27 protein-coding genes and 3 pseudogenes are annotated in these 26,918 nt (G+C 60.5%); 18 read left to right on the forward strand and 12 right to left on the reverse strand.

Annotated elements, in window-relative coordinates; translation table 11 throughout:
* Window positions 1-10 precede the first annotated feature (10 nt).
* Genes NLN62_RS49245 through NLN62_RS49255 form a run of 3 tightly spaced genes read right to left on the reverse strand, consistent with a single transcriptional unit; the run spans window position 11 to window position 3,173 of the window.
* Window positions 11-1,009 carry a tyrosine-type recombinase/integrase gene (locus tag NLN62_RS49245; RefSeq protein WP_254108750.1) on the reverse strand — a complete coding sequence of 333 codons (999 nt, stop codon included), beginning with the start codon at window positions 1,007-1,009 and terminating at the stop codon, window positions 11-13.
* Window positions 1,006-1,941, reverse strand: a complete 936-nt coding sequence (locus NLN62_RS49250) for a tyrosine-type recombinase/integrase (RefSeq protein ID WP_254108751.1) — start codon at window positions 1,939-1,941, stop codon at window positions 1,006-1,008. The genes NLN62_RS49245 and NLN62_RS49250 overlap by 4 nt, the downstream gene beginning before the upstream one ends.
* Entirely contained in the window at window positions 1,938-3,173 is a 1,236-nt protein-coding gene (locus tag NLN62_RS49255) for a site-specific integrase (protein ID WP_254108752.1), read from the reverse strand. The genes NLN62_RS49250 and NLN62_RS49255 overlap by 4 nt, the downstream gene beginning before the upstream one ends.
* Window positions 3,174-3,354: 181 nt before the next feature.
* On the opposite strand from NLN62_RS49255, the pseudogene NLN62_RS49260 reads away from it, so the two are divergent.
* The 7 genes and pseudogenes from NLN62_RS49260 to NLN62_RS49290 all read left to right on the forward strand — a co-directional run.
* Window positions 3,355-3,549 (forward strand): annotated as a pseudogene (locus tag NLN62_RS49260) (integrase); the annotation flags it as partial.
* A pseudogene (locus NLN62_RS49265) lies at window positions 3,546-4,554 on the forward strand (tyrosine-type recombinase/integrase). The pseudogenes NLN62_RS49260 and NLN62_RS49265, both read left to right, overlap by 4 nt.
* A gap of 484 nt (window positions 4,555-5,038) precedes the next feature.
* Window positions 5,039-5,338, forward strand: a complete 300-nt coding sequence (locus NLN62_RS49270; protein ID WP_254114032.1) for a DUF736 domain-containing protein — start codon at window positions 5,039-5,041, stop codon at window positions 5,336-5,338.
* A 334-nt stretch (window positions 5,339-5,672) separates the two neighbouring features.
* On the forward strand, window positions 5,673-6,557 hold the full coding sequence (locus NLN62_RS49275; protein WP_254108367.1) for a site-specific integrase: 885 nt from the start codon (window positions 5,673-5,675) through the stop codon (window positions 6,555-6,557).
* Between the two features lie 11 nt (window positions 6,558-6,568).
* Window positions 6,569-7,774: an IS91 family transposase gene (locus NLN62_RS49280; protein WP_254108368.1), complete on the forward strand. Its 1,206-nt coding sequence runs from the start codon at window positions 6,569-6,571 to the stop codon at window positions 7,772-7,774.
* Window positions 7,771-8,007: a hypothetical protein gene (locus NLN62_RS49285; protein ID WP_254108369.1), complete on the forward strand. Its 237-nt coding sequence runs from the start codon at window positions 7,771-7,773 to the stop codon at window positions 8,005-8,007. The genes NLN62_RS49280 and NLN62_RS49285 overlap by 4 nt, the downstream gene beginning before the upstream one ends.
* A 136-nt stretch (window positions 8,008-8,143) precedes the next feature.
* Window positions 8,144-8,308, forward strand: a pseudogene (locus NLN62_RS49290) (DUF736 domain-containing protein); the annotation flags it as partial.
* Between the two features lie 142 nt (window positions 8,309-8,450).
* On the opposite strand, the gene NLN62_RS49295 reads toward NLN62_RS49290, so the two are convergent.
* The 3 genes from NLN62_RS49295 to NLN62_RS49305 form a co-directional block, all read right to left on the reverse strand.
* A complete protein-coding gene (locus tag NLN62_RS49295; protein WP_254114035.1) occupies window positions 8,451-9,662 on the reverse strand; it encodes an RHE_PE00001 family protein in 1,212 nt (403 codons plus the stop codon).
* Between the two features lie 280 nt (window positions 9,663-9,942).
* Window positions 9,943-10,338 carry a type II toxin-antitoxin system VapC family toxin gene (locus NLN62_RS49300; RefSeq protein ID WP_254114036.1) on the reverse strand — a complete coding sequence of 132 codons (396 nt, stop codon included), beginning with the start codon at window positions 10,336-10,338 and terminating at the stop codon, window positions 9,943-9,945.
* A complete protein-coding gene (locus tag NLN62_RS49305) occupies window positions 10,338-10,583 on the reverse strand; it encodes a type II toxin-antitoxin system VapB family antitoxin (protein WP_050631543.1) in 246 nt (81 codons plus the stop codon). The genes NLN62_RS49300 and NLN62_RS49305 overlap by 1 nt, the downstream gene beginning before the upstream one ends.
* Before the next feature lie 1,664 nt (window positions 10,584-12,247).
* Between NLN62_RS49305 and repA the strand changes: the two genes are divergently transcribed.
* The 3 genes from repA to repC all read left to right on the forward strand — a co-directional run bounded on the left by repA (window position 12,248) and on the right by repC (window position 15,935).
* Window positions 12,248-13,468, forward strand: coding sequence for a plasmid partitioning protein RepA (gene repA / locus NLN62_RS49310; protein WP_326905470.1), 1,221 nt, complete (start codon window positions 12,248-12,250; stop codon window positions 13,466-13,468).
* On the forward strand, window positions 13,468-14,466 hold the full coding sequence (gene repB / locus NLN62_RS49315) for a plasmid partitioning protein RepB (protein ID WP_254114037.1): 999 nt from the start codon (window positions 13,468-13,470) through the stop codon (window positions 14,464-14,466). The genes repA and repB overlap by 1 nt, the downstream gene beginning before the upstream one ends.
* Window positions 14,467-14,717: 251 nt before the next feature.
* Window positions 14,718-15,935: a plasmid replication protein RepC gene (repC, locus tag NLN62_RS49320; protein WP_256576107.1), complete on the forward strand. Its 1,218-nt coding sequence runs from the start codon at window positions 14,718-14,720 to the stop codon at window positions 15,933-15,935.
* Between the two features lie 239 nt (window positions 15,936-16,174).
* Here the strand turns inward: repC and NLN62_RS49325 are convergent, their stop codons facing one another.
* Entirely contained in the window at window positions 16,175-16,375 is a 201-nt protein-coding gene (locus tag NLN62_RS49325; RefSeq protein WP_254114039.1) for a hypothetical protein, read from the reverse strand.
* A gap of 150 nt (window positions 16,376-16,525) precedes the next feature.
* Here NLN62_RS49325 and NLN62_RS49330 point away from each other — a divergent pair, with 150 nt between their 5' ends.
* The 3 genes from NLN62_RS49330 to NLN62_RS49340 all read left to right on the forward strand — a co-directional run bounded on the left by NLN62_RS49330 (window position 16,526) and on the right by NLN62_RS49340 (window position 17,969).
* Complete coding sequence (locus NLN62_RS49330) at window positions 16,526-16,708, forward strand: zinc ribbon domain-containing protein (protein WP_254114040.1); 183 nt, start codon at window positions 16,526-16,528, stop codon at window positions 16,706-16,708.
* A 705-nt stretch (window positions 16,709-17,413) separates the two neighbouring features.
* Window positions 17,414-17,725 (forward strand): DUF736 domain-containing protein, encoded by a 312-nt coding sequence (locus NLN62_RS49335; RefSeq protein WP_018273795.1) that lies wholly within the window; start codon window positions 17,414-17,416, stop codon window positions 17,723-17,725.
* A 61-nt stretch (window positions 17,726-17,786) separates the two neighbouring features.
* Entirely contained in the window at window positions 17,787-17,969 is a 183-nt protein-coding gene (locus NLN62_RS49340; protein WP_254114041.1) for a hypothetical protein, read from the forward strand.
* Here the strand turns inward: NLN62_RS49340 and NLN62_RS49345 are convergent.
* Complete coding sequence (locus tag NLN62_RS49345) at window positions 17,950-18,255, reverse strand: HU family DNA-binding protein (protein WP_254114042.1); 306 nt, start codon at window positions 18,253-18,255, stop codon at window positions 17,950-17,952. The genes NLN62_RS49340 and NLN62_RS49345 overlap by 20 nt on opposite strands.
* A gap of 107 nt (window positions 18,256-18,362) precedes the next feature.
* Window positions 18,363-18,470 (reverse strand): hypothetical protein, encoded by a 108-nt coding sequence (locus NLN62_RS53795; RefSeq protein WP_371933161.1) that lies wholly within the window; start codon window positions 18,468-18,470, stop codon window positions 18,363-18,365.
* A gap of 890 nt (window positions 18,471-19,360) precedes the next feature.
* Between NLN62_RS53795 and NLN62_RS49350 the strand changes: the two genes are divergently transcribed.
* The 4 genes from NLN62_RS49350 to NLN62_RS49365 all read left to right on the forward strand — a co-directional run bounded on the left by NLN62_RS49350 (window position 19,361) and on the right by NLN62_RS49365 (window position 23,066).
* Window positions 19,361-20,122 (forward strand): ParA family protein, encoded by a 762-nt coding sequence (locus tag NLN62_RS49350; RefSeq protein ID WP_254114043.1) that lies wholly within the window; start codon window positions 19,361-19,363, stop codon window positions 20,120-20,122.
* The gene (locus tag NLN62_RS49355) at window positions 20,112-21,092 is read left to right on the forward strand and encodes a ParB/RepB/Spo0J family partition protein (protein WP_254114044.1); all 981 of its coding nucleotides are present in this window, start codon (window positions 20,112-20,114) and stop codon (window positions 21,090-21,092) included. The genes NLN62_RS49350 and NLN62_RS49355 overlap by 11 nt, the downstream gene beginning before the upstream one ends.
* Before the next feature lie 385 nt (window positions 21,093-21,477).
* Window positions 21,478-21,996 carry a plasmid mobilization relaxosome protein MobC gene (mobC, locus tag NLN62_RS49360; RefSeq protein ID WP_254114045.1) on the forward strand — a complete coding sequence of 173 codons (519 nt, stop codon included), beginning with the start codon at window positions 21,478-21,480 and terminating at the stop codon, window positions 21,994-21,996.
* A complete protein-coding gene (locus NLN62_RS49365) occupies window positions 21,993-23,066 on the forward strand; it encodes a relaxase/mobilization nuclease domain-containing protein (RefSeq protein ID WP_254114046.1) in 1,074 nt (357 codons plus the stop codon). The genes mobC and NLN62_RS49365 overlap by 4 nt, the downstream gene beginning before the upstream one ends.
* 342 nt (window positions 23,067-23,408) lie before the next feature.
* Here the strand turns inward: NLN62_RS49365 and NLN62_RS49370 are convergent, their stop codons facing one another.
* Entirely contained in the window at window positions 23,409-23,675 is a 267-nt protein-coding gene (locus NLN62_RS49370) for a hypothetical protein (protein WP_254114047.1), read from the reverse strand.
* Between the two features lie 112 nt (window positions 23,676-23,787).
* Here NLN62_RS49370 and NLN62_RS49375 point away from each other — a divergent pair, with 112 nt between their 5' ends.
* On the forward strand, window positions 23,788-25,254 hold the full coding sequence (locus tag NLN62_RS49375; protein ID WP_254114048.1) for an IS4 family transposase: 1,467 nt from the start codon (window positions 23,788-23,790) through the stop codon (window positions 25,252-25,254).
* A 255-nt stretch (window positions 25,255-25,509) separates the two neighbouring features.
* Here the strand turns inward: NLN62_RS49375 and NLN62_RS49380 are convergent, their stop codons facing one another.
* A complete protein-coding gene (locus NLN62_RS49380; RefSeq protein WP_254114049.1) occupies window positions 25,510-26,406 on the reverse strand; it encodes a hypothetical protein in 897 nt (298 codons plus the stop codon).
* A 248-nt stretch (window positions 26,407-26,654) separates the two neighbouring features.
* Window positions 26,655-26,918, reverse strand: coding sequence for a DUF1883 domain-containing protein (locus NLN62_RS49385; RefSeq protein WP_254114050.1), 264 nt, complete (start codon window positions 26,916-26,918; stop codon window positions 26,655-26,657).

A 26,918-nucleotide genomic window follows, 5' to 3' on the forward strand; every position in this document is an offset into this window, starting at 1 on the left:
GGCGGAATAATCAGAGAGCTTGCAGGAAGGCGAGGACGCGATCGCTCGGCCGATAGCGAGATGCGGGGATCCGTGTGGCTGTAGTCATCGCCAACGCCTTTTCCTTCAGCCGCATGTCAGCCTGCAGGTAAATGGAAGTCGTCTCCATATTTTCATGCCCTAACCAGAGGGCGATGACGGAGCGATCGACGCCGTGGCGAAGAAGGTTCATCGCCAGCGAATGTCTCAAGGAGTGGAACGTGACGCGTTTTTTGGTCAACGTGGGGCACTGACGACGAGCGACGGCAAGATGTTTTTTGAGCAAGTACTCCAGACCGTCGGAGCCCAAGGCCCGACCGCGGGTAGTTGGAAAGACCGGATCAGAGGGTTGACCACGCCGTTCTCGCAACCACGCGCGCAGAACCGTAACGGTCTCTCTGCGAAGCGGAGTACATCTTGTCTTCCGTCCTTTCCCCAAGCACTGCACGTGTGCGCCTGTACCCAGCACGATGTTCTCGCAGCGCAGGCCGGTCACCTCTGATACGCGCAATCCGGTCTGCACAGCGAGCAGCAACAGAGTTCGATCACGTCGTCCACTCCAAGTGTTGAGGTCTGGCGCGGCAAGCAGAAAATCAATTTCGACCGCGGTGAGAAAGCATATAGGTCGTCGCACGTAGCGTTTGCTGGGTATGGCAAGCACACGCTGCGCCAAAGCACTGTACTCGGGCGCATGCAATGCAACGTAGCGAAAGAACGAATGAAGAGCGGCCAAACGTACATTGCGACTACGGGCGCTGTTGTCGCGTGTTTTCTCAAGATGATCGAGGAACGTGCCGAGGAATGCCGTGTCCAAGTCCGGTAAAACCAACTGCGAAGGGGTTTTGCGGAGCCGTTGCTGTGCATATTGCATCAGCAAGCGAAAGGTGTCGCGGTAGCTTGCGATCGTGTGGGGACTTGCCTGCCGCTGTCGCATCAGGCGATCCATGAAGAATGACTCCAACAGAACGGGGAACTGGCTGGCACCTTTCATGGACGGGCCCTCCGCTCGGATCGTTCCACTCGTCTTAGCGCGTAGCGCAACAACTGCGGGGTCGCCGTCAAGTACCACTGGGTATCAGTGATATGTGCGTGCCCCAAGTACGTGGCAAGCGTGGGCAGACGGCGCTCGACATCGATCCCGCCGCGATACCATTTGAGAAGCGTATTGATGGCCAGCCGATGACGGAATCCATGCAGACGGGGGCCGTGCGAGTCGCCGGGAGCGCGCAGGCCGATCTCATGGGAGACTTTAACGAACGTCCATCGCAGCATGTCATACGTCACGCGGGTTCCGCGGTCGGAGAGGAAGAAGTGGGGACTGGCGGGCGTGCGGCACAAGCGATCCCGAAGCTTCGCGTAGCGCTCCAGAGCCCGCCGCGTGGATAAATGCACAGGCACGAATCTCGTCTTGCCAAACTTGGTATCCCGGATCGTCAGCACGCCGTTAGCGAGGTCCACGTCCTCACGACGCAGGCACAATGCTTCGTTGGCTCGCAGACCGGTGGCAACGTACAGCCCGAATAGCGTGGCATAGGTGTGCGGTCGCAAGCCGTTTGTGGACGGCAACCGTCGAGCCGCCTTCAATAGACGGATGATCTGCTCGTCGCTGTAGATATAGGGCGCGACCCGACGATACCGATGGGGAAGCAAGTCGGGAGGCGGCACCTTGGTCCGCGGATCGTTGCCGTAGCAATACCGGGCGAAACGGCGCACCATCCCCAAACGGTTGGCCCACTGAGAGGGCTGTGCGTGGGCCGGCTGGGTTGCCCACTTCAAAGCCAGTTCAGGCGTGATGTAATCGGCGTGCGCGTGTTCGGCAAAGTCAACAAATCGCCGCAACAGACGTCCTGTCAGAATGAGCTTGTGTCCCAAAGCGCGACGGGCGCCGAGATACTCATCGAGCGCGGTTCGCAACGAGTTCATGAAACACCTCCCATCCAGGGAAGGGCAATGCCGCGCAACGCCTTGATATCGACTTTGGCGTAGATTTGCGTGGTTGTCGGCTGCTTGTGACGGAGGAGTTGACCGATCTCGCCCAAGGATGCGCCTCTGCGCAACATCGTGGTCGCCAGGGAATGCCTCAACAGGTGCGCCCCTTTGAAATCCGGATCTAATCCAGCGCGTTTGAGGGCGCGGCGAACCACGCAGCAAATAGCGGTGAGGCGAAGGCCACGCAGCGGAGCCTTCAATCGGATAAAGACATTGCGCGACGAACACGCGGGACGGACGTGACGAAGATAGTGAACCAGGGCCGTCCCGACATCTCTGGGCAATGGCAATCGTTCCAACCGCTGACCCTTGCCGCGCACAATCATCTCGCCGTGCTCCCAGTCCAGGTCGTCCAAGGTCATCGCCAGGACTTCTCCACCGCGCAAGCCCAGTCGAGCCAGCAGCAGCAAGATAGCGTAGTCGCGTTGGCCGGACGGCGTGCAGCGATCACAGCTGCGGAGCAGTTGCTCGACTTGTCCCGGCGGTAGCGACTTGGGTATGTGAGACAATCGCCAGTGAGCTACCCCGGGCAGCGCGGCGGCCAAGTCAGTCTTGATGGCCCCACGTTGGCGCAGGAAACGCAGAAACGAGCGCAGCGCCGTGACTGTCATCCGGGCATGAATGCGACTGACGCGCCGTCCTTGACGAAGAATGAAGCGATTCAGGTCCGCTGGGCGCAGCTCCTCAAGGCGCAGCGACTTGGTCCCGAAGCGCTCGGTCAGAAGTCTCCTCACTATCGGCAGATAGCAAACCACCGTCGCACGTGCCAGGCCGCGCTCCGAACTCAGGAATCTGCAGTAGTCTCGAATGATCCGATCGAGAGCGGTTCGGTCCATCTTTTGTGGTAACGAAGAGATGACTCCGAGGCGGCGGCGTAAAAACTCCAGCAACTGATGGCCGGTAAACACATCGCCGCGCCGGAGCGAGCGGCGATCGTAGGCGTGAAACTGCTTGAGCCTCTGCTCATCAAGTCTTGCCAGCGGCAGTCCACGTCGTGCGAGCCAGCGGCTGAGATCCGCCACCAGAGCTCGCTTCACCTTTACCGTCCGCGAGGGGTAACCCTCACAAACCAGGAACTCCGCGAATCTATCGATGTAACAAGCCAGCGGCCCGACGCAGACGCGTTGACCTGACGCCGTTGCAGCACCGTTGTGAGTAATCGTCATCGTCCGTCTCCTCAAAACCGGGGAACGATCCCCAATGGGAGACGGCAGGTTGTCTGATTATCCCGCCAACGATGCGCTCACCCTCGCGTAATCCCCCGGAAAATGCGGGAGCTCGCCGCCGGTTGCCGGAATAATCGCGGTGCCGGAACTATGCCGGTAATTCCGCCAGCGGAATTACTGGCATACCTTCGCAACCCGGGTTCTGGAGCAATGCGGCATTGAACGTAGTGCCGTCGCCCGGCACTTCGTAGCCCTGTCGACCTATCTGGGCCATGCCGATATCCGGAACACCTACTGGTATCTCCAGGCGACGCCGGAGATGATGATGGATATCGCCTCGGCGGCGGAAATGCTGGTCGGGGAGAGCGTCGCATGACGAAACTCGCCCCTCTCATCACCGGCTTCCTGCGCGACTACATGCCCCACCAGCGGGGCTACAGTCCACAGAGCTGCGAGACATACGCGTTCAGCTTCAAGCTGCTGTTCGACTTCGCCGCGAAGCGGCTCTGCACCCGCCCATCACTGCTGACGATCGAGGACCTCGACGCACCGTTGATCGTCGCCTTCTTAGCCCATATCGAGCAGGAGCGAGGGAACTGAGCTGCCACGCGCAACCTGCGACTCGCCGCCATCAAGACGTTCATGCGTTATGTGGAACACAAGGTGCCCTCCGCCTTGGAGCAGATCGGCCGGGTCCATGCGATCCCGGTCAAACGCCACGATCAGAAGCTCATCCGCCATCTGACGATGGAGGAAGTTCGCGCGATCCTCGACGCCCCCGATCTTGCCACACGATCCGGCGTGCGCGACCGGGCAATGATGCACCTCTGCTTCGCCGGAGGCTTGCGGGTCTCGGAGCTGGTCGGCGTCCTGACCCAAAACCTGTCGCTCCAACACGGCGCGAGCGTGATGATCCGGGGTAAGGGCCGCAAGGAACGTTGCTTGCCGCTCTGGAAGGAAACGGCGCGAGATCTCCGCGCCTGGCTGAGCGTCAGGGGCGCGGTTCGCGTCCCGGAGCTCTTCGTCAATGCACAGAATGAGCCCATGACCCGTGCGGGCTTCGAGTATGTGCTGGACAAGCACGTCAGCAAGGCGGCCGAGACCTGCACATCGCTGCGTCATCGGAGCGTCTCCCCGCATCAGCTCCGGCATAGTTGCGCGGTCATCATGCTACAGGCCACTCGCGACATCCGGAAAGTGGGCCCTGTGGCTCGGGCATGCCGACATCCGCACGACCGAGGTCTACCTCCGCATGGATCCATCCGAAAAGCTCGAGGCGGTGGAAGCGGTCATTCTGCCCGAGCTGCGCCGCGGACGGTTCAAGGCACCAGACGCGCTGATCGCCTCGCTGCTGGAGGACACATCTCTATCTTCGGGGTGAGAGACGCCGAGCTGACTACTGTCACTGCGGCATTCCTTGGGTCAGATCCGACGCGGCGGCATGCCGGTGCTCATCTGGATGAGCATCGCGCACTTCTCCGTTGGATCGGGGACGGCGGAATCCAACCGCCGTGCCTCGATCGCGCTCCTGTTGCCGTGGTGGTGTCGCAATCACCGCGGTTGAAGATTTTGAGCCGGTGCCCTCCTGTCGGGCTGTTGGGCCCACGTCCATAGCGGCCTTTTTGCTGGCGGATCGCGCGCCACAATACGCTCGCTGCGCTCACCGACCTTTACCCGCAATGGCTCTTCGCGATCTTCTTCCCCTGCCGCCAAGCGGCGGCATTCCTCGCGAGGCAACAAGATCGCTCAATCCGCCATCCTCCGCTTCGCTGCGGGCCAAGGCTGCGGGACGGTCGTTGCGGCGCTCAGAGATCGCCATCAAGGCCGCGATGGTCGCGGGCTTGGAACAGCAACAGGAGATTACCATGGCTCAGATTGGCACCTTCACCCGCGCCGAAGACGGCTCGTACACCGGCACCATCAAGACGCTCTCGCTCAACATCAAGGCACGCTTGCTTCCGACCGAACCCTCCGAGAACGAGAAGGCTCCGAACCTGCGCGTGATGTTCCGCGACGTCGAGATAGGCGCCGCGTGGCAGCGGACCTCCAAGGACAACAACACCGTCTACCACTCGGTGAAGCTCGACGACCCATCCTTCCCGGCGCCGATCTTCGCCAACCTCGTCGCGGTCGATGACGGCTACGCATTGGTCTGGTCGCGGTGATCCGCAAGCTTGCGACGCCTCGCCTCGCGCGGGGCGCCGCGGCTCCTCTTCACGAGATTATGCGGAGTGCCGCGCTGGACAAAGTCCCGAAAAACCTACGTTCACGGCACACCGCTCCGCATAACGCTCTGCTCCGCATAATCTGCCTTGGACGAACCCGCTCCGCGGGAGGGTGTCCCGCGTTGAGCGCGGGGTATTCCCTTGAAGCCAGCCTGTGCCTCTGCCCCGGCACCACCCGGACACCGACGTAATCCACCACATTTCAGAAGCGTTTGCCCTTGGCAAGATGGTGTTGCTGCCCGCGCGCAGCGTCCCTCTTGTCAAGGAGTTCGCTATGACCTCGCTTCGGTTACGCATGATGGAAGACATGCAGGTCCGCAACCTGTCGCAACACACGCAGGATTCGTATTTGCTGCAGGTTTCGCAGTTCGCCCGGCATTTCGCTAAATCGCCAGCTTTGCTCGGCCCGGAGGATATCCGCGCTTACCAGGTCTATTTGACGAACGAGAAGAAGCTAGCGCCACGTTCGGTGCACGTGACCGTCGCAGCGCTTCGATTCCTCTACCGCGTCACGCTCGGCCTGGATTGGGATTTCGACCAGATCATTCCGTGCCCAAAGGCGCCAAAAACACTGGCCGTCATTCTCAGCCCCGAGGAGGTGCTGCACTTCCTTGGCTGTATCGAAAGTCTCAAGCACCAGGCGATTCTGACGACATGCTATGCCGCTGGCCTGCGTATTTCTGAGGCCACCCGCTTGAAGCCTGAGGCTATCGACCGCCAGCGCATGGTGCTGCGCGTCGAGCAGGGCAAGGGACAGAAAGACCGCTACGTCATGCTCTCGGCCAAGTTGCTGGAGGTGCTGACGAACTATTGGCGCGCCGTGCGGCCCACAGGGGTATGGATGTTTCCCGGCGCTTCTGTTGGAGAGCCGATATCAACAAGCGCCGTGGATGCCACCTGCCGTAAGGCACATCGGGTGTCGAAACTCTCCAAGCCGGTAACGCCGCATTCGCTGCGGCACGCATTTGCGGTGCACCTGCTCGAAGCCGGAACTGATCTCCGCACCATCCAGCTCCTGCTCGGCCATCGCAGCCTGTCAACGACCGCTCAGTATCTTCGGATCTCTACCAACAAGGTCTGCGCGGCGACGAGTCCGCTTGAACTGCTGCCACGTCCAATCCCCAAGGCCTCCTCGCCGCCAGTGCCAGAACATTTCTGACGGCCGATCTCATGGGCCGCTCAGGTCCGGAGGTCGCGGATATATTCCGCCGCTACGGTGCTGCCTGGCGAGAGCAGCACTGGGCCTCGCTATCGACGGAACGGCGCGCAGCAATGACTGCCATCGAGCGCTGCCGAACGTCAGCGCTCGGAGGCCATATCGAACAGTGCGACCGCTGTGGCGAACGACGGATCGCATACAACAGCTGCCGTTCTCGCAGTTGCCCCAAGTGTCAGTGGCTCGCCCGAGCGGAATGGATCGAGGCTCGGCGGGAAGAGCTACTCGATACGCAGTATTTCCATGTCGTCTTCACCGTTCCCGGCGAGATCGCCGCGATTGCCTTCCAGAATGCCAGCACGGTCTACAAAATCCTGTTCCACGCAGCCGCCGAGACGTTGCGCACCATCGCTGCCGATCGGCGACATCTCGGCGCGGAGATCGGGTTTTTCGCGGTGCTTCACACTTGGGGTCAGAATCTCAGCCATCATCCCCATCTCCACTGCGTCGTGCCCGGTGGCGGGCTGTCGCCGGACGGGAGCCGCTGGATCGCGTGCCGTCCCAGCTTCTTCCTGCCAGTCGCCGTGCTCTCCCGACTCTTCCGCCGACTGTTTCTCGAAAGTCTGCAAAGGGCATTCGATGCCGGCGAGTTGCGTTTCTTTTCGTCATTGGAACGGCTGCACGATCCCGTCGCATTCCGGCGCTATCTGGATCCCGCTCGCCAGGTCAACTGGGTGGTCTATGCCAAGCCACCCTTCGCGGGCGCTGAGCAGGTTCTGGAATATGTCGGACGCTACACACACCGGGTGGCCATCGCCAACAACCGGATCGTCGATATCGAGGATGGCGAGGTACGCTTCCGGTGGAAAGACTATCGCAACGAGAGCCGGCAAAAGGTGATGACGCTCGAGGCCGGCGAGTTCATCCGGCGTTTCCTCGTCCATGTCTTGCCCGAGGGATTTCAGCGCATCCGTTATTACGGATTCATGGGTAACCGCTACCGCAAGCAAAAGCTCGCCCGCTGCCGCGAACTGCTCGGAATGCAGCAGTCCGATACGCCGGTAAAACCGAAGGAAGAGCGCGATTATCGCGACAAGGTCGAGGAGCTGACCGGAGTTTCCCTGCGGGAATGTCCCTTTTGCAGTCAAGGGCAGATGGTGTGCATCGAGGTGCTCGCGCCTGTTGCGTCACAAGACCCACCTTTTCCGGACACTTCATGACGGTCGAGATTTTCCAATCATTGATCACCGTTCTTTCAATCTGCCAAGATTGGCAGCAGGCATCCTATTGTCGCGCTTCTGGCATCAAGCTCTCCAAGCGCAAGCGCCGCCGGTCTTTCCGCACGGGAGAACATATCTCGATTAGAATGTTTCGCGATCAAGACCGCATCCAGCATTTCCCGAAGCCACAGCGACGGCGCTGTCCGCTGGGAAGCAGCATCCAATTTCCATAGCGGCACCGGCGCACTAGGCGGCTTCGTCCAACACGTTTTTAGATTACCGGCGCACTCACAGCGGCCCACTTTGAAGCGTAGGTGCCGCGCCGCCAATCTAAAAACGCTCTCTATTTGCGGTGCACCGCATAAGACCGAGTTCGGCGCCGCGTGGAAGAAGAAGTCTCAGGAGCAGAACCGCGACTATCTCTCGGTCAAGCTCGATGACCCGAGCTTTGCGGCGCCGATCTACGCGACGCTGGTCGAGATCGAAGGCGAGGAAGGCCACTCGCTCATCTGGTCTCGCCCGAGCCGCGACTGAAACCCTGCGCAAGAAGGCCTCGCTATTGGCGAGGCCTTCGCCTGACAAAAGACAGAGACGACGATGTTTAAGATCTTGAACGCGCGCATGTCGGCCAACCGCTCGAGCGCGGTGCGGTTTGTATCGGCCGCCCCGAGGTCTCCTAGACGATTCCCCAAGCCCGGTACCGCCCTCGCCCGGTGGCCTCGCGCAGGCCGAGCTCGATCACCAGGCTCAACGCCGCGCGTGACGTGATTCCCAATTCTTCAGCGATCATGCCGGCAGAGACGACCGGGCGGGTCAACACGTAGTCGACGAGCGCCGGCAGTTTGGAAGTCGATCGGCGACCGGTTAGTTTCCGAAGGAGGAGAGTGCGCTGGTTGAGCCAGCGATCGTGCGCCTTCAATCCGGCCTCGGCTGCAGCCGTGATCGCATCTAGCTCCGCTACAAGCCGCGTCGCGGTGTCGCGCGACCGGCGCCGCTCGCGCGGGATGGTTTTCAGCCCGTCGTGCAGGCAGCCAAGGTGCGAGCGTGTTTTACCGCGTTGACGCAACAGTGCCGCCGCTAGCAATTGGCCGAGCCATGGCCTGTGCTGTAGCGGTTCGATGCTGCGCCATGCATCGGCGGCAATGGCCGCCGCGAGCGTCGGCGGCAGGCTGCGGGCTTCATCAAGGCTGTCGCGCCAGGCGGCTAGGCGCGCGTCCTCGTCCCAATCGATGTCGTAGACCAGCGGATCGCGATCGGTCGCGCGACGGAACTGACTCGGGCTATCGCTGGCGAGGGCGCGATCGGTCTTGGCCATCGCGGCATCGACGGCAGCGAGCGCCTCAGACAGCCCATCGTCATTTGCGGTTGGTGCGAGCGCTGCCTCCAGCACATCGCCGGCCTCCCTCGCATCGCAATCCCCTGCTCCACCCTCTTCGCGCTCGCCCCCTACCTCATCCAGGTCGCCCGTCCCGTCCAGGCCGCGCAAGGCGGCAAGGCCCGCCGGTGACAACGCCCAGTTGGGCTTTTCCCGGACGATGCGACGGCGGGCGCGCAGTACGGCGCGTGCCCGAGTCAGCTCATGGGTCGGTGCGCGGATATCCATGCCGGCGTCATGGAGAACCAGATCTTCGAGGTGGACGAGTTCGCCCTCCAGCCATAGACTGGCGCAGGCATCGGTGAAGTGGTTTCGGCTGATCCACCCATCCCGAATTGGGCTCTTTGCGAGGCGCTCGTCGAGCCGGGCAAGCGCGTCCTCGGCGGTCGCAAGCGGGCCAGCAATAGCGGCCCAGGGCAACGGATCTGGCGTTTTGTAGCCGAAGAGCAAGGGCTTGATAACCTTAATAGGTGCGGTTGAAACGGAATCTATCAGGCAGATAGATTCCGTCATAGCGACAGCCGCTTTCTGTTGTCTTGCTAGCCTCTCTTATCGACAAGATTGGACGTCAGAACACAAAGTCAGTGGCTTCCGCGGCCCAGGGCCTGAAATCAAGCGCTAACCCTAGCCAGTTGCGCCATCCGACAGGGTCGTGTGCTGCCATCGATTTTGATGGTTTGAGACAGTCCCGCCTTCTTCGGAAGGCCCCTGCTCTTCTAAACGCCGGCCGATCGTCGGCCAGGATTTGTATCTCCCGACCTACCTGCCCCTGAGCACTCCTGCGCCGACGGCATCATGCAGCTTCGATGTCAGTCTGCGGGAAATCGGTGCCTTTGAACATCAAAGGCTCCCCTAAGTGGCGAGCGCAGGCATAGGCAAAACAGTCCCCGAAATTGAGGCGTGCCGGGTGCCGCCCCTTGCCGTAACGGTCAAAGGCGTCGAGCGCTATCCGGGCCGTTTCGGGTGGCACTTGCACCAACTTGATCTCCATCAGCGCCAGATAACTCTCGACCGCTTCGCTAGCCTCAGAGATGGGAAGATCAAGCACTCGGGCTACGGCAATCGCAGCCTCCCACACTGCCAGCGGCGAGGTCAGGCGCGTAGCCGCTTGATGAAGGCGCGCCAACAGCTCCCGCGCTTCATTTTCGTCGGTCAGCATGGCGGTCAGCGCCGAGGCATCGATAAACATCAATCGTCCCCGTAAAGGCCGTCGCGGAACGCCTTGTCTGCGGGCTTGCCCTTTTGCGGATTGCTCCTGGCCCGGAGATCGCGACAGAACTGTACGCCCAGATCGACCAGGGAGGGCTTGCCCTGCTCGCGCTCCAACTCGTGGGCAAGCGCCGTATGCACGGCCTCGGTGAGTCCGATCTTCTTGAGCGCGGCGACCCTGCGGGCCAGCGCGTCGGTCTCGGGATTCTTGATATGGAAAGCCATCGGGCGCTCCTCTATCCGCCGCTGTGTATCCTTATATAGCACGCCGGATACACCACTTGAAGGCCGACCCCAATTGTCTCCTCACGGGTGGTTTAGCGGCATCGGATGGTTAACGCCGATTGAAGTTCCTCCGCCTTTGACTTTCCTTCGGACCAGTACGCTGGTGCGGCTCCATGGCCTTGCGACCTCGAGATTCGCTAAATCGGACCAGGCCCCCTAGGGCGCGGAATGAATCTTCGCTCCAAAGGAGAGCCTGCCCCTGGGATTCGAGGTCGCGCACTGATGCTCAGATTTTCTCCAGCTTGTTGACCGCGGTCAACTTTCGGGTCCGGAAGCGCAAAGGGGGCACGAACAGGTGTCATGATACCGGATAGTGCTCGCGCGAGGTAGGGTTCCTACACTGGGCGAGGTGCTGACTTCGCGCAGGATTACGAGGGAAGTCCGGCCTTCGGTGCCTTGGGAAAGTTGACCGCGGTCAACTTTTCCAATGCACTACATCACGCGGTCCCTCGCTCTAGAAAAAAGCGGCTGGAAGAAGGGGCCAGACCTTGATGGGTGGAGCCCTCCACATCCGATCCGGTTCGCCAAACTCGACAATCTGTGGGCAAGGTTTCTTTGACCAGCAGGCCTGGGCCGACCGAAAATCGAAAATTCCGAGATTGGTCTCGGGAACATGTTCGATCACAGCTGCGGCGGGCACGTCTGGTAAGAGCCTGGCCGGCCCTTCCGCTGACTGGCCGGCCCTTCCGCTGAAAGCCTTTTGGAATTCGACTCTAATGGGGCGCATGGGCCGCGGGCAGGTCGAAGATGTGAGAGTTCGCTTGGGTGGTCCGAATGAGGTCCTCGGAAATACGCCCATGAAGGTGTTCGGCTCGCGGCCGTCATCCAATGTCCGGCTGGTGCGAGACTAGATCGATAGGCACCCTTCTCTGGTCGGGCCGATCTTTGATGGCGATGAGGTTCTGCGCTGGCTCGATGCCGACATGGGGCATCGTCTTGCGGTTGGTGCAGACGATGCGGGGAGTAGAGTGGCTCGAAAGGACCAAAGCCGGCTCAGCCCACGAAGAAAGTTGGCGACGCCCGGTGTGTCGCTCGGAAGTCCTAGAGAGAAGGGCTTTCCTTTTGTGATCGTAAGCTCCTTCATCTCGTCACGGGCCGAGAACTTCCATCACGCGCGCTTCAAAGATTTTCTATCCCAGACAAAGACTGCATTGAGCTGGCAGCCGCCTACTGCTCGGCGGAAGAAATCTTCATGGCGCCGTCATGATTTCTGAACGTGGAGGGGTCTTCCACGGCAGGATGCTTGGCGGCGAGGGAGCCGCGATGTTGTAGCTGGTGGCGCCGAACGACTCCTGCGGTGCTTGAGGAGTTCGACGTCGAGCAGTCTGGCCGACGCCACGTTTTAGATAGCTGACGGTGATTGCGGGCGAACTTCGCCGAGAGCGGGGGGACCGCTTTGCGACCGCATTGTCGCTGCCCCGTTGAATCGCGATACACGCAGAGCTCGGCCTTTGCACGACTGGTTCGTTGGCCTAGCCAGCGCCGTCCCGCCTTAATGTCTCGTTAACCCTTTCTTCATTGCCGAGCGATACAGAATCGGAGTTACTAACGCCGAATGTAGAGTTTTCGGCAAAATGTCGTAACCACGAGATGCCGCCGTGTCTTTGACGGAACAAACTGCCGCCGATCATTCGGCGTTAAATGAGCCTCGCGCGATCCATGAACTGATCGCTGCGGACGCTCGCGAGCTGTCGGCGAAGCTTGTCGCCCACAGGCTGAAACTCTTCCCGCCGAAAGCCGCCAAAACCTTACGTCGATTCTCGTCCGGCGAAGCGGCCAAGTTGATCGGCGTGAACGACTCCTATTTGCGGCAGTTGTCGCTCGAGAAGAAGGGGCCCGATCCCGAGATCGGGCCGGCCGGCCGACGACTCTATTCCTTGGGCGACATCCAGGCCCTTCGGACTTATCTCGACGAGACCGGAAAGGCCTCGCGCCGATATCTGCCGACGCGCAGGGAAGGAGAGCACCTGCAGGTCATAGCCGTCGTCAACTTCAAAGGAGGCAGCGGCAAGACCACCAGCGCGGCACACTTGGCCCAGCACCTCGCCTTGCAGGGATATCGCGTTCTTGCCGTCGACCTCGATCCTCAGGCGTCCTTGTCGGCGCTACATGGATACCAGCCCGAATTCGACGTCGAAGAGAACGGCACCTTGTATGGTGCCATCCGCTACGACGACAGCCGCCGCGAACTGAGCGACATCATCCGACGGACCTACTTCCCGCTCCTGGATATCGTGCCAGCAAACATCGAACTGATGGAGTTCGAGCACGAGACGCCCAAGGCTCTGGCCCAGCGGCAGTCCGGAGATCCACTCTTCTTCGCTAGGGTGGCGACGGTGCTCGGGTCGGTGGAGGCGAATTACGACGCCGTGGTCATTGATTGTCCGCCCCAGCTGGGATTTCTCACGCTGTCGGCGCTATGCGCCGCGACCGCGGTCCTCATCCCGGTGCATCCCCAGATGCTCGACGTGATGTCGATGTCGCAATTTCTCCTGATGACCTCGGACTTGCTGGAAGTCGTCGCGAAAGCCGGCGGCAACATGAATTACGATTGGATGAGATATCTCGTCACTCGCTACGAACCTGGCGATGGTCCCCAGGCGCAGATGGTCGGATTCATGAGATCGCTTTTCGGCGATCGCATGATCACAAACATGATGCTGAAAAGCACTGCGATCAGCGACGCCGGCATCACCAAGCAGACCCTCTACGAGGTGCCGCGCGAACAGTTCACGCGATCGACCTACGACCGCGCGATGGAGTCGCTCGACGGCGTCAATGGGGAGATCCAGAATCTCATGCAAGCGGCCTGGGGGAGAGCCTGATGGGACGCAAGAACCTACTCAGCGATCTGCTGAACGATGCCGTGCAAGCCGCTCCGAGCGCGCCGCGGACGGAGGAGGGGAGGGCACCCCAGCCGACCCTCGGCGGGCGTGGGGTCGTCGGAGCGATGGGCCGATCGCTTGAGCGACTGTCGGCCGAGAGCGAAGCGGCGAGAGCGCTGGCCGATCGGTTCGCCAATGGCGAGACAGTGCTCGAAATCGATCCCTCGCTGATCGACGCATCGATCGTACCCGACCGGATGCCTGGTACGGACGAGGAGCATGAGGCTCTGGTCCAATCGATCTCCGCCAACGGCCAGCTCGTTCCCGTTCTGCTGCGTCCTCATCCGAGTCAGCCGGCCCGCTATCAGACGGCTTACGGACATCGCCGGGTGAGGGCGCTGAAGGCGCTCGGAAGGCCGGTCCGTGCGGTCATCAGGAAGATGACCGACGAAGAGCTCGTGGTGGCGCAAGGCAAGGAGAACGGCGAACGGAAGGATCTTTCGTTCATCGAGAGGGCAATATACGCCGTCACTCTCGAGGACCGCGAGTTCAAGCGCGACACGATCGGCTCCGCCCTCAGCGTCGACAAGACCGAACTCTCCCGCCTGATCTCGGTCGGCCGCGCCATTCCGCGTGCGTTGATCGAGGCAATCGGCCCAGCGCCGAAAACTGGCCGGAGACGGTGGATGGAGCTCGAAGCCTTGCTCCAGGGGAGGGATGCAATCGGCGACTTGGCGCCGCTGATCTCGAGCCAGCCCTTTCGCAGTAAAGATTCAGATGCGCGCTTCCTTGCCGTTTGCGCAGCGCTTGCGCCCAGGCCGCAGCGAACGGAACCCGAGTCTTGGACATCGGCCGACGGCAAGGCAGTCGCCTCGATCGACCGGAAAACGGAAAAAACCACCCTCGCGGTAAACGAGAAGGTCGCCCCGGGCTTCGGCGAATTCGTCGTAGGGCGACTAGGTGAACTCTACGTGGAGTACCTCAAGGGAACTGCGTAGGCGCGCTTCCCGAGGCTCCTGCAGAACATGGCGCAGCCAGCAAAGAAGGCTTGCCGCGCGATCAGTAGGCGTATCGATTTTTAACAGAGGAGTAGAACGCAAAGAAAAAGGCCCCCGAAACGTCTCCGCCCGGAAGCCTTCTCTAACGTGTAAGCAGCCTTAGAGAATCACGGACGCGAATCCCAGTCAAGCGTATTTGCTGCGGTATCGATTCGCCGAGCGCTTTTTCTTTGCCTGGAAAGGCGAAGAACATGACCGACAGTCACCCAACGACGCCCTTCGGGCGGCGGACGCTGACGCTTGCCATGGTGGCGAGCCAGGCGGCCGCGAAGGCATGCCCTGAAGACAGAGTAGTTCACAAGTGGAAGATCTTCCGCGCGATCACCGATGCGAGGGAGCGGCTCGATATCTCGGATCGTGCGTTGACCGTGCTCAACGGCTTGCTGACGTGTCTACCGGAGACGGCTCTCACCCCTGGCAACCTCGTTGTCTTTCCCTCGAACGCGTCTCTGAGCGAGCGTACGCACGGCATGGCAGGGACCACGCTCCGCCGGCATCTCTTCGCGCTGGTCAACGCGGGACTCATCATCCGCCGCGATAGCCCCAACGGAAAGCGATACGCTCGGCGATCTGGCGATGGCACAATCGAGCAGGCGTTCGGGTTCGATCTGACGCCGATCGTGGCGCGGGCCGATGAGTTCGATCGTCTGGCCGACGAGGTGAGGCTCGAGCGTCGCACCATTGCCTTGGCGCGCGAGCGTGTCTCGATACTCCGGCGGGATATCGCCAAGATGATTGCCGTCGCGGCGGAGGAGGGGGCCCAGGGCGACTGGGTGGGTGTCCGGAGGCGCTTCGCCGGCCTCAGTGGCCGCTTGCCGCGCGTGGTCGGGCTGGGCCTCCTCGAACCTCTTGCCGAAAGCCTGGAGCGTCTCGCCGCAGAGGCGGGCAAGCTGTTGGATTCCCATCTCTCTGCACAGAAAACGGACGGCAATGACAGCCATTCTGGCGCGCACTATCAGAATTCAAATCCAGACCCCTCTATTGAACTTGAACCAGCCTCTCAAAAAGGCGGGGGGCCGATCGGTGAAACCCAACCAGTGCCGGAGAGGAGGAGCCAACAGACGACGGGATTCCCGTTGGGGCTGATCCTCAAAGCTTGCCCCGACATCGCGATGTACTCGCGGACAGGAATCGGAAGCTGGCCCGAATTCATCGCGACGGCCGCGGTTGTTCGATCGGCGCTGGGGGTCAGCCCGAGCGCCTGGGAAGACGCCGTGGACGCGATGGGAGAGAGCGATGCAGCGGTTACGGTCGCCGCGATCCTGCAACGCTCGGCGGAAGTCAAAAGCCCGGGCGGATACCTGCGGGGTCTTACGGCGAAAGCTAGGGCCGGCAATTATTCCATCGGACCGCAGATCATGGCGCTCTGGAAGAAGCAAAAGACTGCGAATGATAAACAGGTTTCCTAGCAGCGAGCGGGCGTTCCGACGCCCTGCGACTGCGTCTCCGGAACCGCGGGACGCGAACTGCACTGCGGGCGCGATTGAAGTGTTCGATGGTTCGATAGAAGCGATGCCGCCGCCGGAGGGCGCGGGAGGCACCCTGGTGCGATGTGAAGGAAGGAGACGGGGAGCGGCAGAACATCGACTAACGATGCGCCCACGATGTGGCGGTTGAGCGGCCCACGATCTGCACTGCGACCTTTTCGCTAGGACTCGCCGGAGCCGGCGAACAGCACTGTCGGTGGCGTTGCGCGCGGCGGGGGGATGGACCGTCCGCCGGGTGATCCTGGTTTGCTCTTGAGATCGTATCGCTGGGCCAGGTCGAGTAGTCGCCGCCTGGTGAACGGGTCCGCGTTCTCGGCCAGATCGCGCGCCCGCTTCGCGAAGCTCCTGTAAAATTCTTCCACGACGCCACCCCCCGCAACATCACTGAAAGCCGGATTTCAATGCTGGACGCGCTCCACGTCAAGCGGTCTGGTGCATACAGACAAGTTTCGGCGATCTACTTGTGCTCGCGGCGCACTGGGAACTAAGCTGGTGCCCGGCAGGGAAAAACCATGACTCCGTTCTACCTGAGCCGGAAGCTGTGCCCGAAGTGCGGGAAGCCGATGACGGCTGTGCCCGACGACATCGCGCCGGGCCGGCCGCGCTACGTCTGCCTGGCCTGCGAAGACGATCCGCTGCTCGATCCCGCCGCCGGGAAATGGGCGGATAGCCCGCTGCGGCCGCCGGCCAAGTAACGTTCGAACCGAAATCGAGCCTGGCAGCCGGATCGCTGTTGACGTCGATCGTGCTCACAACCCGCACCAATGCTGTGGCGTTGCAACCCGCACGCCGAGCTTCATTCCATCGCGCGTGCCGGTGGAATCGCCCCGGACTCGGCGGCCCGCAAGTCCAGCGACGCTAGCATCTGTCTCACGCCTCGCAGTGTCGGTCGCGTGGATGCGGGGGACGGACTTGCAGCCGCATGGCGAGAACGTCGGCAGCCTCGATATCGATCTTGGGATGGCCACTTCGACAGGTGCGTCGATGTTGCTGACAGCGACAGGTTCCCTTCGTAAGGGATGACGCGGCACTTAGGTGGCCTGCTGAGGTGAACTACGTTTCGCCCGACGCCCGTTGCGTTGAGACCCGAATAGCCGATAGGGCCACCTGCCTTTATTCCATGTGTTTTCGCGACGGGCGCACCCATCTGCGTCCTCGATAGAGGCTGGTCTGACCGAAGGCCGATCCCGCTTTGCGGGCTCTCGATCTTGTCCCTGCAACGCCCGTCCTCGACTTTCTTCCCCTGGCGCTGCGCGCCATTCCTCGCGGTCCAAGAAAGTCGCTGCCGGCCGCCCTCCATTTCATTTCGGCCCTTTGGGTGCAGGTCGATCGCCTCCGGTCTCACGACCGCCATCGAGGTCGCGATAGGCGCGGCCCGAGAAAACCGAGGAAATGAGACAATGGCTACCATCGGCACCTTCACCTCCACCGGCAATGGCTTCTCCGGCGCGATCAAGACGCTCAACCTCAACGTCAAGGCCAAGCTGATCCGCGTCGAGAACCCTTCCGACAAGGGACCGCACTTCCGCATCTACTCAGGCAACGTCGAGCTGGGTGCGGCCTGGCAGAAGACCGCCAAGGACACCGAGCGCGACTACCTCTCCGTCAAGCTGGACGATCCGAGCTTCCCCGCCCCGATCTACGCCACCCTGACCGAGGTCGAAGGTGCGGAAGGCCTCCAACTGATCTGGTCCCGGCCGAACCGGGACTGAGGCTCAGCCAGTGGGCTCCGCCGCAAGGCGGGGCCCGCTCCCTTCGACTGGAGATGCGATCATGACCATCGACATCATTGAAGAATTGCGAGCCGAGCTGCGCGACTGCGTATTCACGTCGGCGGAGCGCAAGACGCTCGAGCTCGAGCTAGCCGAACTCATCCGCCAACGCGACGAAGCGCTTGCAGCCGGGGAAGGGGGCATAAGCCCCCTCGTCTTGCATCTTAGGAGGCACCGTCGTTAGGGGCCGCTGCTCCGTTCAGAACATCTTTCATGGCTTTGGCAGGTGTAAACGTCAGCTTTTTCGAGGCTGCGATCGCAATCGCTGCGCCGGTCGAGGGATTGCGACCCTCACGGGCAGGGCTATCCTTGACCTTGAACTTTCCGAACCCAGGAAGGCTGGTCTCGGCTCCGCTTACGGCTGCATCAGCGATGGCCTTGAACACGCTATCGACAATGGACTTCGCCTGAGCCTTTGTCAGGTCGTTCTCGGCTGCAATCTTTTCAGCGATCTCATTGGCAGTCGTCATCGGACGAGCTCCGTGTTGTTTCGATTTTGCTCGTCTGACATCAAGGTCGTGGAACAGATAGAGTCGGCATCACAAGCAGATGCCGTAATCCCCGAAAAATTGCCAGACTATGACAGTTTTCCGCCCGCAGCAGCATAATCGCGCCTCCGCTTGGTACGTTTTAGCCGTTCGAACGCTTCGACTGCCTCTGCACTGCCGTCGATGGTCTGCACCATGGTCTGGCCATTCGTGCCGATCGACCCCAATTGCGGATCAGCGAAACTTCTCTGAACAGGGTCGGCTTCGCCGATAGCTCGATGCGGCGATGCTGAATCGAAGATCAGGGATTCGCAGCGCTACTCTGCAAGGATTGGCAAGTTTTCCGGAGCGCTTGCAGAATAGGGTTTTCCCCACGATTGCTTGGTTTGTCGCCGGGTCTAGAGCCTTCGCGCCCGAGGCACGTTCCCTTTCGAGTGCACAAAGGGCGACCAATTCCGTGGTTATTGCGGGCTCAATCCAATCCTTACGAGGACTGGCAATAACCGAGAGGACATGACGGCCTGAGCTATGAGTACGACAGCTAGAACTCGGTAGACTGCAACTGCTCTCCAGATGCCTATAATGTTAGCGAGCAAAAGCATAAAACTCAGAACGCCTAAGCCCTCAGACACGACTTTCATCCAGTACATGCCCCCCCGAATTGGCCGAATTGAATGGGCGCCAATGCTTAAGAAGGAGAGTGGGGCCCCGGCCAATAAGGCCAGTCTACCGGTGATACTGTGTTGATCGTTTGGGCGAGCCCCTCCGGGGACAGCTCTACTCGCGCCGCCCGGCGGCGCTCCCGGAGCCCGCAAGCGGTCTCCGCGCATTCGCGTGACGATCCTCTCGCGACGGTGTCGACAGCAGTGGTCCAGCAACGAGCACGGTCCCAGCCGCCCCTGCCGGAATTTGTTCCTTACGTTGGCGATGTACTGACCTGACTCTTCTGGCAGGGGATTCGCCGGGCGAATTTCGGGATCGTTCCGGTGATCGGATTCGCAATCGCTGTTGGTTCAAACCAACACCTCCACGAAACGATGGACGAGGACATGAACCCAGCGCCGCCAGACCCATTCCGGATTTTGAGATGAAGACCATTGTCATCAACAATCAAAAGGGCGGGGTCGGCAAGACGACGCTTGCTGTGCATTTGGCTTGGTTCATGGCGGAGGCGAATCTCCGCGTTCTCGTGATCGACGTGGATGCACAGAGTAACGCGTCGGATACGTTGAGGCACTATGCCGGTTCAACGTTAGCCGCGGATCTGTTCAAGCCGGGGATACGGATCGCACCTCGAGAAGACGAAGGCCTAACACTCGCGCCAGCCGATAGCTCGCTGACTGATCTTGATCGCAGCAATGCCGCCGCCATAACGACTCTGCAAGAGAATCTCGCTATCGCGTCAGATCAGTTCGACGCCTGCGTCATCGATACGCCTCCATCACTTGGACTACGCAGTGTTGGTTGTTTGGTTGCGGCGTCGCATGTGCTGGCCCCCATCTATCTGGAGGACTATTCGATCAAGGGCGTCAAAGGTCTGATGCAGACCGTGATCGGCGTGCAGAGACGTTATGGCCGCCAGGATACGAAGTTCCTCGGATTGCTGCCTTCAAACTTCAATACGAAATCGCCCCGTCAAAGGACGCATCTTGAGCAACTGCTGCGCGAGGCCGGCAAATACGTGTTCCCCGGCCAGATCGTTGCAAGGGATGGCTACGCCGAAGCGGTCGCGGAACGCCTGCCGGTCTGGAAGCTGAAGCGCCGCTCTGCGCAGGAGGCTGGTCGCGAAATCCGTGATGTTCTCGCCAAGATCGTCGCGCAGATGAACGAGACGGCACATGGCGCTTGATCTCAGCTTTAAGCAGCTCATCGACGCCGCGGAAGATGGTGTCGCCGCAACCCGGGGACCGACTTCCATCTCCATCGATCGCATTGACGAAGATCCAGGCCAGCCCCGTCGCAGCTTCGACGAGCAGAAGCTCGATGAGCTTGCGGAATCGGTCCTTCAGCATGGCGTGCTGCAACCAATCGTGCTGCGGCAAGGGACCGATGAAGGCCGGTACGTGATCGTCATGGGTGCGAGGCGGTATCGCGCTGCCAAGCGCGCCGGGCTCCGTGAAATCCCGGCCTTGATTCATGCCGTTGGTTCTGCGGATCGCTACATTCAGATGATCGAGAACATCCAGCGCGATGACCTCAATGCCCCCGAAATTGCGGCATTCATTGCGGACCGCTTGGGGCAGGGTGATAGCCAAGCGGACATCTCGCGCAAGCTCGGCAAGCCCAGAGACTGGGTGTCTCGCTACGCGTCGGTCCAAAGTATGCCGGAATTTCTCCGGTCGAAGCTTGCCGGCTCGTCAATTCGTGCTGTGTATGAACTCTACCAGGCTTGGCGTGAGCAGCCCAACGCCGTCGAGACTATATGCGCCGCGCAGGGGAGCTTTACCGACGCCCACGCCCGCCAGCTGGCTCGGAAAGTTCGCAGCGGAGTTGGCGGCTCCCATGCTGATAGCGAAGGTGCCGCTGGAGCTCAATCGGCACGAGGCCCGATCGCGCCGCAAGTAGCATTGCGCCCCATAGAGAGAGACCGTGTAACGGCGGCCGCGGAGAAACGCTCCAAGCCTTCGGTCTATCGAAATGAGCGAATAAGTTCATCAGTGACGATCAGAGTGCGCCACCAAGATCGCGCCGGCTGTCTTCTCGTCGATCGGCTCGCGTCCCAAGGCTCACACCATGCCGTGCTATTGATCGATGGCGCAGAAGAAGCGGAAGAGGTGCCGGCATCGACCATCACGATCGAAGAGATCATTTTCGCATGAAGCTGGCCTTAGACTGTCTCCTCAGAAAGGCTGCTGCGCTTGGCATGCCGGCGGAGCGGATTTCCCATCCGAAGGATGGCGCGTTAGCGCAGCAGCCGGAGGCTGCTGGAAAGCCGCGGTCCACATGCTCGGTGCCCGTGTTGCCGATCCGCACGCGCAGCGTTCGAGCAATGCAAAGGTTAGCGGTGATGGCTGCGCCACTCCCGGAGGAATGTTGCGCATCGATCGTCACCTGGGTTGGATCTCACCTGCAGCAAATGCCGAGCTTTGATTGCCGAGCCGGTTGGTTTGAACCAACATCGAGGGGGTGGAGAGATTCGCATTTTCTAGTGCAGGATAGGCTTCGCGCCAGCGATGTATTACATCGCGAATGGGATTGGAGTGCATGGCTCTAATCTCGCTTCGTGTCTCCGACGAAGTCGCGGCGGAGTTCTCGGCTCTCGCAGCTACCCAGGGCGGCAAATCCGCCTTGCTGCGGCGCCTCATTGCTGAGGCACTAGCTGCACCATCGCCGCGCATCTTGGAGTTTCCTGTCGGACGACCGGAGAAGGTGACGGTGCGGTTTCGCGAGAGCGAGATGCGGCAGCTCGCTGAAGTGTCACATCAGCGCGGCATGACCCGAACCGGCTGGATCGTCGCCCTGGTGCGCTCGCGGTTGGCATCACCGGTGCAGCATTCGCCGAGCGAGCACGAGGCGCTTCGCGCGATCGTTCGCGAGCTGAACCGGGTCGGCGGCAACATCAACCAGATCGCGCGTGCCGCAAACACCAGCGTGCTGCAGGGCAGGGCGGTCGAGCCCGATCCGTCCGCAATTCAAGAGGCCAAATTGGTCATCGAAAGAGAGCTCGCGCAGTTGCGCAATGCCCTACACGGCAACGCAGATTATTGGGATGGACGGCGATGAGCCGGCGCTCGCCGCGGCCGAACGACCTGGCGTCCGAACTTCCGCCGATCTCGTATGTCTGGGAAACGCCCAATCGGCGCCCGCGGCGGGCCGAGTGGGATATCCCCGATCCGGCCGCTCCCGGCGGCCTCACGCCGGCGATGCGTGCAAAGCTCGAGCGCATCGTGCGCCGAGCACCAGAGGTGATGGTCAAGATCACCGGTCGTACCAAGGGCGTGGCGCATCTCAAGTCGCACTTGGCCTACATCACGCGAAACGGCGAGCTCGATGCGGAAACAGAGCAGGGCGCAACGCTGTCAGGTCGTTCCGGATTGAAAGATCTGCAGCAACGCTGGGAGGATGATGCCTGTCTCGACGACAGGCGTCGACGTGATGGATCGCTTTCGATCAACATCATTCTGTCGATGCCGGCTGGCACCGATGCGGTCGCCGTTAAGGAGTCAGCCCGGGCATTTGCCATCGAGACGTTCGGCTACAATCACGACTACGTCTTTGTCCAGCACCTCGACGACAAGCATCCCCACGTGCACTTGACCGTTCGGTCTCTGGGCCATGACGGCAAACGCCTCAATCCGCGCAAGGCGGATCTTCAGGCCTGGCGAGAACGGTTTGCCGGCGAACTCCGGCTTCGCGGGATAGCGGCGGAGGCAACGCCGCGGCGAACCCGCGGACGGGTTCGAAAAGCCGATCGCGGGGCGATCCGCGCGATGCGCAAGCGTAAGATCACGCCCGAGGTCGATCGGCTCGCCCGCAAGGAGGTGCTTTCGGAGGTTAGGGGCGGTAGGACTGCCAAACACCCCTGGGACGAGCAGATCAAGTCACGTCAGGACGCGATCCGGCGGCGTTATCTCGACTATGCCGCCGAGCTAGGGCGCTCCGGAGTGGCGGCAGATCATGTGCTGGCGCGACAGATTAGGCAATTCGTCAACGATATGCCCGCTGTCGAGACCCGCCGGCATGCGCTGAAGAACGAGCTCGCGGAGCTCGCTAATAGCCGTCGCCGCAACACGGAGCGGGGGGGCGATGCCGATCTGGGTGATCACAAGCGAGACAATGAGCGTCCAAGATGATTGCCTCCACCGGAGGACAAGACTTTCCTCGAGCTAGGTTTGATCTCCGGCAGCTATTGAAGCGTCTGAGACACATTCCGTTTGCTTCAATGGCGGGAAGGGTTAGGCGGGCTGAGGCAAGCTTCAGAGTGGCCCAGCTCAAGGCGCCTATCTCTTTGGGGAAAGTTACTGTCAGGCTTATAACCTCGCTGCACACCAGCTCTGCTTGTCATCCCAACAAAGCTGACCTCGCGGTCGAAAGGTTCTGTAGGCTGATGAGGGGTTTCCATCCGACGCTGGTTCGGTGATGGCTGAGCTGGCGCGGTCGACCTAAAGCAATGGGCTTCCATCATGGCGCCGTTTTTATCTGGGAGGATCGTCGCCGAAGGTGTAGTGGCCGGTCCGGATCTTGGCGCGCGCGCGTTTGAAGCACCACTCTGGCGGCGTATACGCCTCGTTGTTGGCATTTTCCAGCCGTGTCCGGGCTTCCTTGTACTCAGCCTCGAACACGTCGAATGGTTTGTGGGGGCCGACCGCCGCGAGATCGCCGAAATAGATTTCGAGATTCTTGTACTCACCTGCAAGCCGTGTGGCAGTTGGCAGATGCTCATCGAGTTTCAGGGCTTTCAATTACCCACAGTTGACGGCCGATTTAGACGACGCTCCCGGGACAAAATCTTGAATCGGCAGAATCTGTTGTGATTCCTTGTTGAGCACTTGATTCGGAAGCGCGGGGTGCTCGATGGGCTTTGTATTGAAGGAGCGCGCGAAGGCGCGTGCTCCGCGATCGAGGACCGGTATCGAGACGTGGGTTGATCGAGAAGTTGCGGGATGCGAGTTTAAGGATGAGCGGCTTGGCCGCCGGTTCGGCAAACTGCTCGCACAAATCGGGAGCGACATGGGTCAGAGCATCCCGCTGGTTTGTCAGGATTGGGCCAACACCAAGGCCGCCTATCGCTTCTTGTCCAACGAGCGGGTCAACGAGGCGGATATTCTTTGCGGTCATTTCGAAGCGACGCGCGGTCGCGTGACGACGACGGAGGGGCCGATCCTTGTGCTCCATGACACGACGGAATTCAGCTTCAAGCGCGACAGGCCGGAACTGATTGGCTTTACGGGCTTGACCGGCCTTGGAACACACAGAGGAGGTCCTACAGCGGTACGTACACAGTGCGGCATCCTGATGCATTCGAGCCTCGCCGTGACGACCGAGGGGCTACCGCTCGGACTGACGGCAATCAAGTTCTGGACACGCAAGAAGTTCAAGGGGACGACGGCGCTGAAGCGAAAGATCAATCCGACACGTGTTCCGATCGAGCGGAAGGAGAGCATCCGCTGGCTGGAGAATTTACGGCAATCGACCGACCTTCTCGCGGCCCCTGGACGATGTGTTCATATCGGTGATCGCGAGAGCGACATCTATGAGCTGTTTTGCCTCGCCGAGGAGGTTGGAACGCATTTCCTGGTGCGAACCTGTGTTGATCGGCTTGCCGGAGACGGCAATCATACAATTGCCGACGAAATGGACGAGGTTACGGTCAAAGGCCTACATCGGATCGAGGTCAAGGACGACAAAGGCGATCCGGATGAAGCGCTTCTCGAAATTCGTTTCCGCAAGCTTCGAATTCTGCCGCCGATCGGCAAGCAGAAGAAATATCCCGCACTCACTCTAACCGTGATCCATGCTCAAGAGCGGGGAACGCCGAAGCGGCGAAAGAAGATCGAGTGGAAGCTCCTCACTGATCTCCCGGTCCAATCGCGCAAGGACGCTATTGAGAAGCTCGGATGGTACGCGTTGAGGTGGAAGATCGAAGTCTTCCATAAGATCCTCAAATCGGGCTGCAAGGCGGAGGAGTCGAAATTGCGAACCGCTGAGCGTCTGGTCAATCTGATCGCGGTATTTTGCATTGTGAGTTGGCGTGTCTTCTGGATGACGATGCTCAATCGTTCCTCGCCGAATACCCTACCGCAGACGGCGCTGACAGATCCCGAAATCAGGCTTCTTGATCACTTGGTGAAAGACAGAGGTGGCGATCGCTCTCGACGAAGCACGCTCTCGCGTTATGTCGTCAAGATCGCGCGGCTTGGAGGGTACTTAGCGCGTGCCAGCGATCCGCCTCCAGGAAATACCGTGATCTGGCGCGGGCTATCGCGGTTAACCGACATCGAGCTGGGCGCCACGATCGGACCCAAAATTGTGGGTAATTGAAAGGTTTCAGGGCGGCATACACCGCCGGCACGATCCCGGCGATTAGCGCCATGGTGGCAGTGACGTATTCGTACCGATTGTCGCCCTTCAGAATTTCCCAACTTGCGAGCGCACCGAAGATGATAGGTACAACGACGAATACGATACGCGTAATGCGCAGCGCACGGAGCCAGACCATGAGGGTGTTGGATGTGTAAAGGCAGCGTTCCCACTGCTCTTTACACTGCGCTTTGAGAGCCGCCGCTGCTTCATCGCTCATATCAGAGGCATATCGTCGCCGAAGATTTTCTGCCACTCGATCCCCGCCATGATCGAATCATTGTTTGACTCGTACTCGCACGCTTTGACGGCGCGAGCATGCCCGCTTTCAGCTCGAGATTTCCACGCTTCGCCGATCCAGATGAGCTCGTAGGTGCCAGGAACCCAAATATGGCTGTTGGCTTTGCTGACTAAGAATTTGAGAAAGTCGCGCACCATCCAGTCGTAGTAGACGCGGCTCTTGCCGGCGTGCTCCCAGGACGACAGAAAATCCACGGCGAGGATCTCGATCCAGAATGATTTGAGCGGCACCGAGCACTGGCCTTGCCAGCACTTCATCATGCGGATCAGCTCGCGCGTGTTCTCGTTGGTGGTCTTGTTCGAGTCCGCGACCGCTTTGTACTCGGCGTCAGGATCGAACTCCTTATAACTCCCGCCATTGGTCGTGAGTGGAATCCAGAACTTGCCCGTAGTCAACGGAAACGCCGGCACCAACTCGACGGCGTACGAAGCGAACGGCACCTTGATCACCGGACCGTCGCCCCGAACGTCGGTTTTGGGGAAGCTTGCCTTAAGCGCGTCTTTCACTTCCTGCAAAAGCTGGGACTGCTTGTTGCCGTTGCGCAATTGAAATCGGTCGTAGACTGATTTCGGCAGCTTGAACAGAACATCGACATCGCGAGGCGGTCGGATGCGCGTGAATTTTCCCCAAGAGCCGACATAGAAGCTGTTGTCGGTTTCCGATGCTGACGACCAATATTTCAGGTTGAGCACCTTGCAGACGCTTCCCCGCTTCGTTTTGCCGTCGTCAATCTGCGTCGTGCTTAGCGTGATGTTATTTAGGAACTTACCGAACCGTTCTGTGACACTCAGAGTTGACACCCCCACACCCATTACGACCTCCTGTCATGATGTGGACTATATGCAGCAATCCCCCAACCACTGACGACATGATGTGGGGCTCCATGAGTCTTGTTGCAACCCTCGCTTCAGCGGTTCTTAGGTTGCACCCGTTATTCGCCCTGTGTTTTTGGCCAGCTGAAACCAAGGTCGGTTATTACATTCCGAGCAAACCGGCAGCCCATGCGGCAGCCTTGACGAGGCCATAACAATTCATGCGCGTTGATCGGTGGCTGCCTAACCTATGAGAAAACCCTAACGCCGGCCCTGATCGCGCCGGCACGACCACCTAGGTCGATGGCCACATGCCAATGACCCGACTGCGGCACCCGCAGCCGCACCGGCGACTGTCGGGCTGCGCCGCCAAAGTAGCGGTGCTGCCGGCCTTGCCGATAGCTCTGGAAGTTGCCGGCATCCATCAGCCGGACAGTGGCGGCGTGGTCGAGGCTGACCTCGACCACTTCTCCGCCGCTCAGATAACCCAAGTCGTTGTGAAGGAAATTCAT

The sequence above is a fragment of the Bradyrhizobium sp. CCGUVB23 genome (genome assembly GCF_024199885.1).
Taxonomy (GTDB): Bacteria; Pseudomonadota; Alphaproteobacteria; order Rhizobiales; family Xanthobacteraceae; genus Bradyrhizobium.

Excerpts from the sequence above, each read along its gene's own strand:
- NLN62_RS49245 (WP_254108750.1), bottom strand. The coding sequence starts at position 1,009 with ATGAAAGGTGCCAGCCAGTTCCCCGTTCTGTTGGAGTCATTCTTCATG.
- NLN62_RS49250 (WP_254108751.1), bottom strand. The coding sequence starts at position 1,941 with ATGAACTCGTTGCGAACCGCGCTCGATGAGTATCTCGGCGCCCGTCGC.
- NLN62_RS49255 (WP_254108752.1), bottom strand. The coding sequence starts at position 3,173 with ATGACGATTACTCACAACGGTGCTGCAACGGCGTCAGGTCAACGCGTC.
- NLN62_RS49270 (WP_254114032.1), top strand. The coding sequence starts at position 5,039 with ATGGCTCAGATTGGCACCTTCACCCGCGCCGAAGACGGCTCGTACACC.
- NLN62_RS49275 (WP_254108367.1), top strand. The coding sequence starts at position 5,673 with ATGACCTCGCTTCGGTTACGCATGATGGAAGACATGCAGGTCCGCAAC.
- NLN62_RS49280 (WP_254108368.1), top strand. The coding sequence starts at position 6,569 with ATGGGCCGCTCAGGTCCGGAGGTCGCGGATATATTCCGCCGCTACGGT.
- NLN62_RS49285 (WP_254108369.1), top strand. The coding sequence starts at position 7,771 with ATGACGGTCGAGATTTTCCAATCATTGATCACCGTTCTTTCAATCTGC.
- NLN62_RS49295 (WP_254114035.1), bottom strand. The coding sequence starts at position 9,662 with ATGACGGAATCTATCTGCCTGATAGATTCCGTTTCAACCGCACCTATT.
- NLN62_RS49300 (WP_254114036.1), bottom strand. The coding sequence starts at position 10,338 with ATGTTTATCGATGCCTCGGCGCTGACCGCCATGCTGACCGACGAAAAT.
- NLN62_RS49305 (WP_050631543.1), bottom strand. The coding sequence starts at position 10,583 with ATGGCTTTCCATATCAAGAATCCCGAGACCGACGCGCTGGCCCGCAGG.
- repB (WP_254114037.1), top strand. The coding sequence starts at position 13,468 with ATGGGACGCAAGAACCTACTCAGCGATCTGCTGAACGATGCCGTGCAA.
- repC (WP_256576107.1), top strand. The coding sequence starts at position 14,718 with ATGACCGACAGTCACCCAACGACGCCCTTCGGGCGGCGGACGCTGACG.
- NLN62_RS49330 (WP_254114040.1), top strand. The coding sequence starts at position 16,526 with ATGACTCCGTTCTACCTGAGCCGGAAGCTGTGCCCGAAGTGCGGGAAG.
- NLN62_RS49335 (WP_018273795.1), top strand. The coding sequence starts at position 17,414 with ATGGCTACCATCGGCACCTTCACCTCCACCGGCAATGGCTTCTCCGGC.
- NLN62_RS49340 (WP_254114041.1), top strand. The coding sequence starts at position 17,787 with ATGACCATCGACATCATTGAAGAATTGCGAGCCGAGCTGCGCGACTGC.
- NLN62_RS49345 (WP_254114042.1), bottom strand. The coding sequence starts at position 18,255 with ATGACGACTGCCAATGAGATCGCTGAAAAGATTGCAGCCGAGAACGAC.
- NLN62_RS53795 (WP_371933161.1), bottom strand. The coding sequence starts at position 18,470 with ATGGTGCAGACCATCGACGGCAGTGCAGAGGCAGTCGAAGCGTTCGAA.
- NLN62_RS49350 (WP_254114043.1), top strand. The coding sequence starts at position 19,361 with ATGAAGACCATTGTCATCAACAATCAAAAGGGCGGGGTCGGCAAGACG.
- NLN62_RS49355 (WP_254114044.1), top strand. The coding sequence starts at position 20,112 with ATGGCGCTTGATCTCAGCTTTAAGCAGCTCATCGACGCCGCGGAAGAT.
- mobC (WP_254114045.1), top strand. The coding sequence starts at position 21,478 with ATGGCTCTAATCTCGCTTCGTGTCTCCGACGAAGTCGCGGCGGAGTTC.
- NLN62_RS49365 (WP_254114046.1), top strand. The coding sequence starts at position 21,993 with ATGAGCCGGCGCTCGCCGCGGCCGAACGACCTGGCGTCCGAACTTCCG.
- NLN62_RS49375 (WP_254114048.1), top strand. The coding sequence starts at position 23,788 with ATGGGCTTTGTATTGAAGGAGCGCGCGAAGGCGCGTGCTCCGCGATCG.
- NLN62_RS49380 (WP_254114049.1), bottom strand. The coding sequence starts at position 26,406 with ATGGGTGTGGGGGTGTCAACTCTGAGTGTCACAGAACGGTTCGGTAAG.
- NLN62_RS49385 (WP_254114050.1), bottom strand. The coding sequence starts at position 26,918 with ATGAATTTCCTTCACAACGACTTGGGTTATCTGAGCGGCGGAGAAGTG.